The organism is Bacillus salitolerans (genome assembly GCF_042680805.1).
GTDB lineage: Bacteria > Bacillota > Bacilli > Bacillales > SA4 > Bacillus_CJ > Bacillus_CJ salitolerans.
The window spans coordinates 137,488-151,964 of record NZ_JBHUEM010000024.1 but is presented as its reverse complement, the minus strand read 5'-3'; the positions used below and the strand labels follow the sequence as shown (position 1 = coordinate 151,964).

Sequence of the window (14,477 nt, the reverse complement as noted above, 5' to 3'; positions counted from 1 at the left end):
ATGAATGTATTAATTGTAGGACGCGGTGGCAGAGAACACGCGATTGCATGGAAGGCTTCACAAAGCCCTCTAGTAGAAACTGTATTCGTAGCACCAGGCAATGTGGGAATGAATGATGTAGCTACTTGTGTCGCAATTGATGAAAACAATCATGAGGAACTTCTTACTTTTGCACAAGAAAATCATATTGGTTTAACGATTATTGGCCCAGAAGCACCGCTAGTAAAAGGGATTGTTGACCGTTTTCAAGAAGAAGGCTTAAAAGTATTTGGTCCTAAACAAAATGCGGCAGCGATTGAAGGTAGCAAGGGCTTTGCAAAGGATTTAATGAAAAGATATAACATTCCAACTGCCGAGTACGAAACATTTACGGAGTTTGAAGAGGCAAAAGCATATATAGAAAAAAAGGGCGCTCCAATTGTGATTAAAGCGGATGGTTTGGCTGCTGGCAAAGGGGTAGTTGTAGCTATGACATTAGAGGAAGCTCTTTCTACAATTGAAACGATGATGCTAGGTGAGAAGTTTGGAAAAGCTAGCAGACAAGTCGTAATCGAGGAATACTTAGAAGGTGAAGAGTTTTCTTTAATGGCCTTTGTAAGTGGTGAGGAAGTTTATCCGATGGTGATTGCACAAGACCATAAGCGGGCTTTTGATGGAGATCAAGGACCGAATACAGGTGGTATGGGGGCATACTCACCAGTTCCACAGATTAGTGAAGATGTTGTGGAGCTATCTGTAAAAACGATTCTGCTTCCTACCGCAAAAGGATTAATGGAAGATGGGTGCTCTTTTACAGGTATTTTATATGCGGGACTAATGCTAACTGCACAAGGTCCAAAAGTCATTGAGTTTAACGCCCGCTTTGGAGACCCTGAGACCCAAGTGGTTCTGTCTCGACTTTCTAGTGATCTTGTGCAAATTATGCTAGATGTGCTAGACAAAAAGCAGCCAGAAATCAAGTGGTCTGATGAATCAGTTGTAGGGGTTGTCGTAGCCTCTAAAGGGTATCCCGATTCTTATGAAAAGGGTCAAGTGATTGAAGGATTAGAGAAAATGACAGGTGCCCAATTGTTCCATGCTGGAACAGCTCTTCAAGAGGGGAAGATTGTAACTGATGGTGGTCGAGTGTTGCTCGTGACCGGTTCAGGGACATCAATAAAGGATGCACAAACAAAAGTATATGAAGAGCTTAAGCATTTAAAAACAGAGTATGTTTTTTATCGAAAGGATATTGGATATAAGGCTATTTCACACGCTTCCGTTTAATGTATACAAAGCTAATAGCAATAATACCTCCGATAACCGTAATTAATAGAAAAGACATGTCTAACAAGTATTCCCAAAACATTTCGAATCAGCTCCTTAACTGAAACCCCTTGCCTGACTGCAAGGGGTATTTTTCTTGCAAAAAAATTACGTTCCTTCACAGATGTATGAATAATCACTGCGTTTACGAATTTATGAAGGATTAATAAACGCTTCTTGCTCTTGGCCACGATCCCCATTTACATGAGTCTGACCAGTTTGATATTCGTTAAATAAATAGGTTATAGGACAGAACCTTACCATCCCCTCAGCAACCTTCATAGCACCTAGCATAGCAACAATTAAATAACTTTCACGATGTGGACGTTTTGCCAATCTTGCAGTAGCAAAGGCTAACATGGTGAATCCACACGTAATCCGAATAAGGCTATTGACCATTCCTATATTTTGTTTCATACAAGCACCTCTACTTTACTCATTATTGTATAATTCTTTAATGCGTTACCTTGCGAATTATGATAGGATGAAAAAAAGATCTTTTACTTAACGATTTTTGCCAGAACGTATACATTCAAATGACGACATTGAACATAAGAAAAACAGTGAAAAGCTTTGAAGTGCTTTTCTAGGAATGGGGGGAATAGGATGCAAGAGCAACGTTATCGCTGGAGAAACCTACAATTACGGAGACATGTTGATATTATAGACGGAAAATGTTCACCAACAGTCGTCCTAAAGAATGCTACTTTTCTCCACTCCATTCTTCGCAAGTGGATACGTGCGAACATATGGATACACGAAGACCGAATTATCTATGTAGGAGACGAACTACCGAGTTCATCGCTACATACAGAGTTAGTGGACTGCACCGAAAATGTAGTAGTTCCAGGGTATATAGAACCACATGCCCATCCATTTCAATTATATAATCCCCACTCATTAGCCCAATATGCATCACAGTTCGGAACTACAGCACTTATTAATGATAACCTTGTGTTGTTTTTACAATTACCAAAAAAGAAAGCGTTTTCTTTAATGGATCAGTTTCAACAGCTTCCACAAACAATGTTTTGGTGGTGTAGGTTTGATTCACAGTCTCAAATGACTAACGAAGAGCAATTATTTTCGCAGCCTAATATAAAGGCATGGTTGGAACGTGAAGATGTGATACAAGGCGGAGAGTTAACAGGTTGGCCAAAGCTACTTGCAGGTGATGATATGATGCTTCATTGGATACAAGAAGCTAAGCATCGTAAAAAATTAATTGAAGGTCATTTTCCTGGAGCGTCCGAAAAAACTCTTGTTAAACTAAAATTACTTGGTGCTGATTGTGACCATGAATCACTATCGGGAAAAGATATCTATAATCGCTTAATGCAAGGTTATACTGTATCCTTACGATATTCATCGATTCGACCAGACCTCCCTCAATTGCTTGAGGAAATGAAAGAGCTATCACTAGAGTCTTATGACTCATTATTGCTGACAACAGACGGCTCAACCCCTTCATTTCATAAGCATGGATTTACCGATATGATGATTAAAATGGCCATTGATAGTGGAATCCCACCTATTGATGCTTACCACATGGCATCTTATAACATTGCTAAGCATTATCATCTTGAGGGACAGATGGGGCATATTGCAACGGGGAGGGTAGCGAATATAAATATTTTATCTTCCAAAGAGAACCCAACCCCAATTAGTGTCTTGGCAAAAGGACAGTGGGTAAAAAGAGATGGGGCATCCATGGAAGAATCAACTTCTTTTTCATGGCAACAAAGCGGCCTCGATCCATTAGCGTTAGATTGGGATTTATCCTATGATGATCTGCAATTCTCGATGGCGATGGGGATGAAGATGGAGAATGCCGTTATCATGAAGCCTTATTCAATCACAGTGGATACGTCAATTGAAGAATTATCAGAAAGTCATGATGATAGTTTTCTTATGCTGATTGATCAAAAGGGCAAATGGCGCATTAATACGATGTTAAAAGGCTTTGCAAAGAGGGTTCATGGATTGGCAAGCTCCTATTCAAACACAGGTGACATTATATTAATTGGAAAACGTAAACTTGATATGATGCTTGCATTTAACCGTATGAAGGAACTAGGTGGGGGTATTGTCATTGCAGAAAATGGCAAAATACTATTTGAACTTGCACTTCCATTAAGTGGTAGAATGTCAACGCTACCTTTAGAGGATTTAATGAAGCTAGAAACGGAGTATAAGCAAATTATGAAGGATCGAGGCTATCCATTTTTAGATCCAGTTTATACACTATTATTCCTATCTTCTACTCATCTTCCATACATTCGTGTTACACCTGTAGGGATCTATGACGTCATGAAGAAAATGGTACTTTTTCCTGCGATAATGCGTTAAAATAATAGAGAATCGATGCGAACATCCAAGAAACGACTAAAACTTAAACATCAAGCATCTACGAAAATTAAGTAAAGGTTGTGTCAAAATGAAGCGAATCATCTTTTTTGTCCTACTAGTAATTCTACTAGCCATTTCAGTAGGTTGTGGAAAGGAAGAGGCAGCTCCTGTTGTAGCAGAACCACTCGAAGATGAGCAAACAGAAGAGAATAGCGAAAAAGATGAGAAAGATAAAGCAGAGCCTAAATTTGCAAACGTTTATCCGTTAACTGGAATTGGAACAAATGAAGAGGTTGACCAGCGAACCATAGCGGTTATGATTAATAATGATCCAAAAGCAAGGCCCCAAACTGGATTGCAAAAAGCAGATATCGTCTATGAAGTATTAGCGGAAGGAAATATTACGAGATTTTTAGCTATTTTTCAAAGTGATAAGCCTGAAAGCATAGGGCCCGTTCGAAGTGCTCGTGATTATTTTATTAACTTAAGCAAAGGGTATGATTCAATTTATATCAGCCATGGATGGAGTCCAGAAGCACAAATGATGCTCCAAGGTAATGAAGTCGATTATTTACAAGGATTGTTTCATGATGGAACTCTTTTTAAAAGAGCTGATTTTAGAAAAGCTCCACATAATTCATACATAACCTATGAAAGTGTATGGAAGGGAGCTGAGCAGAAAAAGTATAAAACTACTCACACGATTGAACCACTTTCTTTCTTAAGCTCTGAAGAGGCAGCAAGTATTACAGGGGAAAATGGAGAGAATGTAATGATAGCATATTCCACTAGCGGCTTTTCAATTGTGGAGTATATGTATAATCGAGACACCGGGAAGTATGAGCGATACAGTGGTGAGGAGCGTACTGAGGATTTAGAGTCAGGAGAACCTGTATTACTAGATAACATCTTTATTGTGGAAACCTCTCATAAGGTGGTAGACAGTAAAGGAAGACGCGACATAGACTTAACATCGGGTGGCAAGGGATTACTATTGCAAAAAGGAAAGGTAAGGGAAGTAGAGTGGAAAAACTCGAACGGTAGAATTCTTCCTTACCTGGATGGAAAAGAGGTAGGATTTGTTCCCGGGAAAACATGGATTAACGTAGTTCCAAGTCTGTCGGAGGACATGGTTTCGTTTCAAGTAGCTAATTAAGATTGGCTAATACTTATATAAGGAGCTATTGGTATGCAAATAGATAAACTGCGTGGAAAAGAGCTGGACCAGTTATTTACTGCCATTCTTGCAATGAGAGATTTAGAGGAGTGCTATCGCTTTTTTGACGATTTATGTACGGTTAACGAGATTCAGTCCCTAGCTCAGCGACTAGAGGTAGCAAGGATGCTTCGTGAAGGCTTCACCTATCATAAAATTGAAGCCGAAACAGGTGCAAGCACAGCAACTATTTCCCGTGTGAAGCGATGCTTAAACTACGGAAATGATGCTTATGAGATGGTATTAGAGCGTTTATACGAGAAAGAAAATAAATAGGACTGTCAATTCTAGAGGTTAGCGTGAGCTAACCTTTTTTATTTTAAAAAATCCCATTAAAAGCTGTAATCCTTTAGTAAGTCGAATCTTGTATGAAATTGTTTTGTCTAAAATGGAATCAATCGTTTCATACTAATAGGTAAACTATATAAACATTAGGGGATATAAAACATGACAAATCGATATGTAAGGATTAATAAGGTGGTTGAATATGATGGGGATGGGGGAATATTCATTTCTAATAGTGTCAGCCATAATCAAGAGATCTTTTTTATTTTCGATGAAGGTCAACTTTCAGAAATCTCTATTTTTCTTACTAATAGAGTATTCAACATTGATATAACAGAAGAAGAGAAGAGATACATTGAAGAACAGCTTCAAGTAAAAAAGTGGGAGGTACTACCTTTTTCGTTCCGAAAAATTGAACATGTAATGTGGGATCATTACCCAATTATCAAGAGGGTTCATTTTACCATAACAGAATCAGAGGAGATATTAACGGCACATTATAAAGATTGGAAGCTACACACTGTCACAGCTCCTTATTTCAATACATATACACAAAGAAAGGAACATACCATATTAACTTTAAGTGATTACACTGTTACCAAATTAGACAAACAAATTAAATTAGAGATGATGGAACAACATAGTAAAATCATCTAAGAAGGCGGATATTCAGCCTTCTTTTTTTAATTATTATAAAAGAATAAAAGTTTTCAGCAAGAGGATGGCTAGTGATAGGGTATCCAGCAATCCAGCCAAGATGAAATGGCGACGATCTGTGCCATTTCATCCTACTCGTGGAAAAAGAAAAATCACTTTTTCCTTGGTCAAAACACCTGGCATGAATAATAGGAAAGCCACCCTTTTTTTCATGCATGAACATTTGCTCTGCCTTAGGCTAAACGGGGTGTCCTGAACCTTTTGTTCGTCATAAGTAAAGTAAGAACTAATTGCGTTTCAAATAGACACCGCATAAGAAAAAGCTATGGATAAAATATTTACATTTTTTCATATATGTTAGATATGACTACTCTCGGATCAAGCCAAACAAAGTGCCGGTAGCAGATTGATGATTGTAAGTTCAATGAATAAAAGTCATGATGGATAAAGGTGTTTTCCTTTTCGATTTGATATAATGGAGGAATGGATAGGAAAATGGAGGAGTAGTAAATGTACGACATTAAAGAGTGGAAACATGTATTTAAACTAGATCCTAACAAAGAGATTGAAGACGATACCTTAGAGATGATTTGTGAATCTGGAACAGATGCAGTTATAGTTGGGGGAAGTGATGGTGTCACCGAAGATAATGTCATCAACTTGCTGGCTCGAATTCGAAGATACTCAGTTCCTTGTATACTAGAAGTCTCCACGATTGATTCAATTATCCCTGGATTCGATCTTTATTTTGTACCTACTGTATTAAATAGTAAGGATCCGAAATGGATTATAGATCTGCAGCATCAGGCTATAAAGGAATATGGTGATATTATGAATTGGGACGAAATTCTTTCAGAGGGCTATTGCGTATTGAATCCTGATTCAAAGGTTGCACAATTAACCAATGCAACCACTGACCTGCAGGAGGAGGATGTCATTGCCTACGCAAGAATAGCGGACAAGCTATTTCATTTACCCATTTTTTACTTAGAGTACAGCGGGAGCTATGGGAATCCACACTTAGTCCAAAAGGTTAAAAATACGTTAGAGAAGACTAGATTATTTTATGGTGGCGGGATTTCTTCAGTCGACCAGGCAAAAGAAATGGCAAGTAAAGCTCACACTGTTGTCGTAGGAAATGTCATTTATGAAGACTTGGATACAGCATTATTAACAGTAAAAACGGTAAAAGGACTGGAATAGATTTATTTCTACGATTATAATAGAATGACAGAACGCGTGTTCGTTTTAATAGATATTTAGGCGGTGAAAAGAGATGCAATACCTTTCAAATAAACTCTTAACAGGATTAAATCCAGAGCAACAAAAAGCAGTCAAACATACAGACGGTCCTTTACTTATCATGGCAGGTGCTGGTAGTGGAAAAACGAGAGTGTTAACGCACCGAATTGCGTTTTTAATGGCCGAAAAGGAAGTAGCTCCTTGGAACATATTAGCCATTACCTTTACGAATAAAGCAGCGCGTGAAATGAAAGAACGTGTCGCTAAGATTGTAGGTGGAGCAGCTGAGGAGATTTGGATATCCACTTTCCACTCCATGTGTGTCCGAATATTACGTCGTGATATTGACCGGTTAGGATACAATCGAAACTTTACCATCCTAGACACAACGGATCAGCTTTCCGTCATTAAAAATGTTTTAAAAGATAAGAATGTCGATTCGAAAAAATTTGAACCCAGAAGTTTATTAGGATCTATAAGTAGTGCGAAAAATGAATTAGTAACGCCAGAGGAATATATGAAAAGTGCTGCGGGCCCATATGAGGGGATTGTAGCAGAAGTGTACACTGAGTACCAAAAACGTCTACGTAAAAACCAAGCGCTTGATTTTGATGATCTCATTATGATGACCATTCAATTGTTTATGAGAGTCCCAGAAGTGCTAGAATATTACCAACGAAAGTTTCAATATATTCACGTGGATGAGTATCAAGATACGAACCGTGCACAGTACATGCTTGTTAAGCAACTAGCTAGTCGCTTCCAAAACTTATGTGTAGTGGGGGATTCTGATCAGTCCATTTATCGCTGGCGTGGTGCGGATATTAGTAACATACTATCCTTTGAGAAAGACTACCCAAGAGCACAGGCTATCTTTCTTGAGCAAAATTACCGTTCTACAAAGAGAATTCTCGAGGCAGCCAATGAAGTTATTCAAAAGAATGCAAACCGTAAGCCAAAGAATCTCTGGACAGAAAATAATGAAGGGAAATTGCTGACCTACTATCGCGCAACTACCGAACAGGATGAATGTTATTTCGTAGCGGGAATCATTAAGCAATTAATTGATTCAGGCATGAGAAAGCCTTCAGATTTTGCCATCCTTTACAGAACGAATGCACAGTCCCGTGTAATGGAGGAAGTATTACTAAAATCTAATATCTCCTACAATATCGTTGGCGGGATTAAGTTCTACGACAGAAAGGAAATTAAGGATATTCTTGCATACCTGCGTCTAATTGCAAACCCTGATGACGATATTAGTTTGGCACGTATTATCAATGTACCAAAGCGCGGAGTTGGGGCAACTTCGTTAGATAAGCTTGCGAATTATGCGGTCATGCACGATATGTCCATTTTTGAGGCATTACAAATGGTTGAGCTTGTTGGATTAAGTGGAAAAATAACCAATGCCCTAGTGGAATTCCGCGATCAGCTAAGAAACTGGGTACAGCAGCAGGAATATTTATCTGTAACGGAATTAGTTGAAGAGGTATTAGACAAGACTGGTTACCGTGATATGCTCAAAAATGAGAAAACGCTCGAAGCACAAAGCCGTTTAGAAAATATCGATGAGTTCTTATCGGTAACGAAAAATTTCGAAGATAAAAATGAGGATAAAAGTTTAATTGCCTTTCTAACAGATCTTGCCCTAGTATCTGATATTGATCAAATGGATGAAAAAGAAGATGAAGATCAAGGCAATGTAGTCCTTATGACGTTGCATGCGGCAAAGGGGTTAGAGTTTCCGGTCGTATTTTTAATGGGTCTTGAAGAAGGGGTATTTCCTCACAGTCGTTCCCTATTTGAGGACGAAGAAATGGAAGAGGAGCGCAGGTTAGCCTATGTTGGAATTACAAGAGCTGAACAAGAGTTATATATTACAAATGCTGAAATGAGAACATTGTTTGGAAGAACCAGTATGAATCCTGTTTCGCGCTTTATTGCGGAAATTCCGGAGAAGTTGGTGGAAAAGGCTCACGAAGAAAAGCAAAAGGCTTCTCCGTTTAGTACAACCCGTAAAGAACCAAAAACACCACCGGTTATGAGACCTGCTGCGAAGTCTACAGGTGGAGAATCGATTGGTTGGAAAGTTGGAGACAAGGCATCCCATAAAAAATGGGGTACTGGTACAGTGGTGAGTGTTAAAGGAGAGGGAGAATCAAAAGAGCTTGATATTGCTTTTCCAAGTCCTACAGGAATTAAACGTTTACTTGCAAAATTTGCTCCGATTGAAAAAGTGTAAGTTTTACAACAAAACAATGGCTATCTCGTTGTTATAAAAAACCTTGAGATAGCCGAGTTTTCCTAAAAGGAGATGAAAGAATGTCCGACCAAGCAAAGGCTAGAATAGATGAACTAAGAGCTTTATTACATAAATGGAACCATGAGTATCATGTCCTAGATAAGCCCTCTGTTTCGGATTTTGAGTATGACCAAGCTATGCAAGAGCTCATTCAACTTGAGAAGCAAAACCCAGATTACTTAGCAGAGGACTCTCCTTCTCACCGGGTAGGTGGAGTCGCTCTAGACGTTTTTGAGAAAGTTGAACATGATACACCAATGCTCAGCTTAGGAAATGCTTTTAATGAAGAGGATTTGCGTGATTTTGACAGACGTGTAAGGCAAGGAGTTGGAGAACAGGTTGCTTACATTTGTGAATTAAAGATAGATGGTTTAGCTGTTTCATTAAAATATGAAGATGGCTTATTTGTTCGTGGAGCCACTCGAGGTGACGGGACTATCGGTGAAGATATTACGCAAAATCTAAAAACGATTCGCTCTATTCCATTGCGATTAACAAAGCCAGTTAGCTTAGAGGTTCGCGGAGAGGCTTATATGCCAAAGCGATCGTTTGAAGCATTAAATGAAGTACGCTATCAAGCGGAAGAAGAGCCATTTGCGAATCCCCGTAATGCAGCTGCTGGTTCGTTGCGACAATTAGACCCTAAGCTTGCAGCTAAGCGAAATCTGGACATATTTGTATATGGCATTGGAAATGGTCTGAATACAGGGGTTATTTCACATAGTGAAGGCTTGAACCTACTGGATGAGCTTGGATTTAAGACCAATAATGAAAGAAAGCGCTGCAATGGAATTGATGAAGTGATTGAATTTGTAAATGGCTGGCATGAAAAACGTCCAACGCTTGGGTATGAAATAGACGGAATAGTGATTAAGGTAGATTCACTTGAACAACAGGATGAACTTGGCTTTACAGCCAAAAGTCCTCGCTGGGCAATTGCCTATAAGTTTCCTGCGGAAGAGGTTGTTACAAGGCTTATTGATATTGATCTTAATGTCGGAAGAACAGGAGTTATTACTCCTACAGCTATTCTTGAGCCTGTTCGGGTAGCGGGAACAGTGGTGAAGAGAGCGTCCTTACATAATGAGGACTTAATACGTGAGAAAGATATTAAGCTTGGGGATTATGTTGTTGTTAAAAAAGCAGGTGATATCATCCCTGAGGTTGTGAATGTTTTGTTAGAACGTAGAACAGGTGATGAGAAGGAATTTGCGATGCCAAGTCATTGCCCAGAATGTGATAGCGAGCTTGTACGTATTGAAGGTGAGGTTGCACTCCGTTGTATCAATCCTATGTGCCCAGCTCAAATACGTGAGGGGCTTATCCATTTTGTATCACGTGATGCGATGAATATAGAAGGCTTAGGAGAACGGGTCATCAGTCAGTTGTTTAAGGAAAAGTTGATTCATGATGTAGCAGATATATATAGACTGACAAAGGAACAGCTCGTTGAACTTGAAAGAATGGGCGAAAAATCGGCTACTAATTTAATTCAAGCGATACAAGCATCGAAAACAAACTCACTTGAAAAGCTATTGTTTGGTTTAGGGATTAGGCATGTAGGTGCTAAAGCCGCCAAAACGCTGGCACAACAATTTGAAACAATTGATTCACTAAAGCAAGCATCGGTAGAAGAGCTAACGGCTATAAATGAAATCGGTGATAAGATGGCGGATTCTGTCTATACTTATTTTAGAAGTGAAGAAGTGCAAAAGCTTATCAACGAATTAAAAGAGTTAGGGGTTAATACGACCTATCAAGGACCTAAAAAGGTGAATGTAGAAGAAATCGACTCTTACTTCGCAGGAAAGACCATCGTGCTAACAGGTAAGCTTGAAATCTTAACTAGAAATGAAGCGAAGGAAAAGATTGAACTTCTTGGCGGAAAAGTCTCAGGAAGTGTAAGTAAGAATACAGATCTTTTAATTGCTGGAGAGGCTGCTGGTTCCAAATTAGATCAAGCGAAAAAGCATGGTGTTGAAATCTGGGATGAGGAGAAACTAGTTCTAGAGTTAAATGGATAGAGGTGAAGAAGGATGAGGAGACTTGGGGCATTCTTCATAATGAGCACCCTTTTATTAAGTGGGTGTGTGCCGCAGTTTGAGAAGGAAGAAGAAATTGTACAAGATATCGATGATAATACGCAAGAAACAGCTATTGTTCCTAAATACAACATATCGGATCAATATTATCGTACGGTTATTCCATTTAAACCAAGTGAATCCAGAGGACTTGTTGTATACAGAATGAACAATAGATTGGATATTGATGAATTCGAAACAGGATTGATGAGATTAGCTCAGGAACAGTTTCCTACGGAGGAATTCTTATATCAAGATGGACAATACTTAGATAGTGAAACAGTTACCGCTTGGTTATCTAGAAAATTAACAGATGAACAGCTTGCTAATCAAGAAGATAAGGGTGCGAATCTAGGATTAAATCCTCCTCCGGTGACAGAAGGAACACTAAAGGAACAAAATGAAGCGAGTCCGATTTATTTATCTCATATTCTAGAGCAGAATTATTTAGTGAAGGACGATGAAGGAAAAGCTGAGTTAGGTGGAATCGTACTTGGTCTTGCAATGAATTCTATCCACTATTACTCACAGGAGCAAGGATATCCTCGTGAATATGAGATTCCTGATGCGGAAATTGAGCAGCAAGGAAAAGAAATGGCAGATGAGATGATTCGTCGGATACGAAATATCGAAGGGTTGGAAAATGTACCAATTACGGTTGGACTTTTTAAGCAGGAAGGCAAATCCTCCGTTGTTCCAGGCAACTTTTTTGCGAAAGGACAAGTAAAATCAAAGGCGAACAGTGTCGAAAAATGGACTGTTGTCAACGAAGAATATTATTTGTTTCCATCATCAGATGCAATGGCGAATTATCGCGATGATGCAACTAGAATGCTGAATTTTAAAGCTGACATCGATGAATATTTCCCCAATTATACAGGTGTGGTCGGTAGAGGGTTTTATAAAGATGAACAGCTAACAGAACTAACAATTGAAATTCCGATGCAATTTTATGGAAAAGCAGAGGTCGTTGGGTTTACCCAATATGTCACTGGGCTCATAATGGAGCATTTCCAAAATTATTTTTCTGTAAAGTGTTATATCTCGTCCATCAGCGGTCCAGAGGCAATAATCATACGTGAAGCAGGGAAGGAAGAACCATTTGTTCATATATATGACTAAATTTTTTAGGGGAAAGGTTTGAAAGAAAAAGGGTTCTTCGGTTAGAATAAGGGATGAAGGATGAAAACGCTATTTTCGGGACGAAGTTTAGTAGATTTTGTCTTGATTTTTGCTGTTTTAATTTATTTATTAAGAGCGTGTTCAAAAAGGAGGACAAAAATAGCCGAGAAGTTCGAGGTGGCAAAAGCTGAGCACCGGATTGTATGTTTATATACATGAGGAGCGAAAGGCAAGTCAACGAAGAAATTAGGGCGGCGATTTTCCCCGGACTTTTTGAACATCCAATTTAAGGGAGGCAGAAATCGATGGTAGTACCTTACAAACATGAACCATTCACAGATTTCACGGTAGAAGAGAACAAAAAAGCATATGAAGCTGGTCTTGCTACTGTTGAATCTTATTTAGGGAAGGACTATGATCTGATTATTGGTGGGGAGCGTATCTCAACTGAGAGTAAGATCGTATCAGTGAATCCAGCAAATCGTAATGAGGTTGTTGGTACTGTATCAAAGGCTAGTCGTGAATTAGCTGAAAAGGCTATGAAAGTAGCTGATGAGACATTTAAGACTTGGCGCAAAGTGAAGCCAGAAGTGCGCGCGGATATTTTATTCCGTTCCGCTGCCATTATTCGTCGTCGTAAGCATGAGTTCTCAGCGATTTTAACAAAAGAAGCTGGTAAGTCATGGAATGAGGCTGACGTTGAAACAGCAGAAGCAATTGATTTCTTAGAGTATTATGGACGTCAAATGCTTAAATTAAAGGACGGTATTCCAGTAGAAAGCCGACCAATTGAATATAACCGTTTTAATTATATCCCTCTTGGAGTAGGGGTTATTATCTCACCTTGGAATTTCCCATTTGCCATTATGGCAGGTATGACGACTGCTGCATTAGTTGCAGGTAACACGGTTTTATTAAAGCCGGCAAGTACAACACCAGTTGTTGCAGCGAAATTCATGGAGGTACTAGAAGAAGCGGGTCTTCCGGCAGGAGTTGTAAACTACATCCCTGGTAGCGGGGCAGAGGTTGGAGATTATTTAGTTGACCACCCACGTACTCGTTTCGTAAGCTTTACAGGTTCTCGTGACGTAGGATTACGCATTTATGAGCGTGCATCTAAGCTAAGCGAAGGTCAAATTTGGTTAAAGCGTGTAATCGCTGAAATGGGTGGGAAGGATACAATCGTTGTTGATAAAGAAGCTGATCTTGAATTAGCGGCAAAATCAATCGTTGCATCTGCATTTGGATTCTCTGGACAAAAATGTTCAGCGTGTTCACGTGCTGTAATAGTAGAAGATGTGTATGATCAAGTTTTAAATCGCGCGGTTGAGTTAACGAAAGAATTATCAATTGGTGACTGTTCTGTATACGGAACTTATATGGGTCCTGTTAACGATCAAGGTGCATATGATAAGATTATGAGCTACATCGAAATTGGTAAAGAAGAAGGTAAGTTAATGCATGGTGGCGAAGGGGACGACTCTAAGGGTTGGTTCATTAAGCCAACAATCTTTGCTGATGTAGATGAAAATGCTCGTCTCATGAAGGAAGAAATCTTCGGACCAGTCGTTGCATTCTGTAAGGCTCGTGACTTCGATCACGCAATTGAAATTGCAAACAACACAGAATATGGATTAACAGGTGCTGTTATTACAAATAACCGTGCAAACATTGAAAAAGCACGCGAAGACTTCCATGTTGGTAATCTATACTTTAACCGTGGTTGTACAGGTGCTATTGTTGGATATCAACCATTTGGTGGATTCAACATGTCTGGAACAGACTCAAAAGCTGGTGGCCCAGACTACTTAGTACTTCATATGCAAGCGAAGACAACATCAGAAATGCTATAAATAATAGATGGACCCCTTCTAAATAGAAGGGGTTTTGTTTGCTTTAGGAGAACATTATAGTA

12 protein-coding genes are annotated in these 14,477 nt (G+C 39.2%); 10 read left to right on the top strand and 2 right to left on the bottom strand.

Translation table 11 applies throughout. From position 1 onward, the window contains the following. The gene (gene purD / locus ACFSCX_RS15370; RefSeq protein WP_377929131.1) at positions 1–1,266 is read left to right on the top strand and encodes a phosphoribosylamine--glycine ligase; all 1,266 of its coding nucleotides are present in this window, start codon (positions 1–3) and stop codon (positions 1,264–1,266) included. On the opposite strand, the gene ACFSCX_RS15365 is transcribed toward purD, so the two are convergent. Together ACFSCX_RS15365 and ACFSCX_RS15360 are read right to left on the bottom strand one after the other, a co-directional pair. Continuing rightward, entirely contained in the window at positions 1,244–1,324 is an 81-nt protein-coding gene (locus tag ACFSCX_RS15365; RefSeq protein WP_377929150.1) for an EYxxD motif small membrane protein, read from the bottom strand. The two genes, purD and ACFSCX_RS15365, sit on opposite strands and share 23 nt — an antisense overlap. Positions 1,325–1,458: 134 nt before the next feature. Then, a complete protein-coding gene (locus ACFSCX_RS15360) occupies positions 1,459–1,722 on the bottom strand; it encodes a YgaP family membrane protein (RefSeq protein ID WP_377929130.1) in 264 nt (87 codons plus the stop codon). A 189-nt stretch (positions 1,723–1,911) separates the two neighbouring features. Between ACFSCX_RS15360 and ACFSCX_RS15355 the strand changes: the two genes are divergently transcribed. The 9 genes from ACFSCX_RS15355 (at position 1,912) to pruA (ending at position 14,415) form a co-directional block, all read left to right on the top strand. Beyond that, the gene (locus ACFSCX_RS15355; RefSeq protein WP_377929129.1) at positions 1,912–3,654 is read left to right on the top strand and encodes an adenine deaminase C-terminal domain-containing protein; all 1,743 of its coding nucleotides are present in this window, start codon (positions 1,912–1,914) and stop codon (positions 3,652–3,654) included. An 88-nt stretch (positions 3,655–3,742) separates the two neighbouring features. Beyond that, a complete protein-coding gene (locus ACFSCX_RS15350; protein ID WP_377929128.1) occupies positions 3,743–4,810 on the top strand; it encodes a DUF3048 domain-containing protein in 1,068 nt (355 codons plus the stop codon). A 33-nt stretch (positions 4,811–4,843) separates the two neighbouring features. After that, positions 4,844–5,146 (top strand): YerC/YecD family TrpR-related protein, encoded by a 303-nt coding sequence (locus ACFSCX_RS15345; protein ID WP_377929127.1) that lies wholly within the window; start codon positions 4,844–4,846, stop codon positions 5,144–5,146. Between the two features lie 171 nt (positions 5,147–5,317). Beyond that, positions 5,318–5,812 carry a hypothetical protein gene (locus ACFSCX_RS15340; protein ID WP_377929126.1) on the top strand — a complete coding sequence of 165 codons (495 nt, stop codon included), beginning with the start codon at positions 5,318–5,320 and terminating at the stop codon, positions 5,810–5,812. A gap of 510 nt (positions 5,813–6,322) precedes the next feature. Further along, complete coding sequence (gene pcrB / locus ACFSCX_RS15335; RefSeq protein ID WP_377929125.1) at positions 6,323–7,015, top strand: heptaprenylglyceryl phosphate synthase; 693 nt, start codon at positions 6,323–6,325, stop codon at positions 7,013–7,015. A 73-nt stretch (positions 7,016–7,088) separates the two neighbouring features. Continuing rightward, the gene (gene pcrA, locus ACFSCX_RS15330; RefSeq protein ID WP_377929124.1) at positions 7,089–9,299 is read left to right on the top strand and encodes a DNA helicase PcrA; all 2,211 of its coding nucleotides are present in this window, start codon (positions 7,089–7,091) and stop codon (positions 9,297–9,299) included. 80 nt (positions 9,300–9,379) lie between these two features. Beyond that, the gene (gene ligA, locus ACFSCX_RS15325) at positions 9,380–11,383 is read left to right on the top strand and encodes an NAD-dependent DNA ligase LigA (protein ID WP_377929123.1); all 2,004 of its coding nucleotides are present in this window, start codon (positions 9,380–9,382) and stop codon (positions 11,381–11,383) included. Positions 11,384–11,395: 12 nt separating this feature from the next. Continuing rightward, entirely contained in the window at positions 11,396–12,562 is a 1,167-nt protein-coding gene (locus ACFSCX_RS15320) for a CamS family sex pheromone protein (protein ID WP_377929122.1), read from the top strand. Between the two features lie 305 nt (positions 12,563–12,867). Beyond that, positions 12,868–14,415, top strand: coding sequence for an L-glutamate gamma-semialdehyde dehydrogenase (gene pruA, locus ACFSCX_RS15315; RefSeq protein ID WP_377929121.1), 1,548 nt, complete (start codon positions 12,868–12,870; stop codon positions 14,413–14,415). The last annotated feature ends 62 nt before the right edge of the window (positions 14,416–14,477 follow it).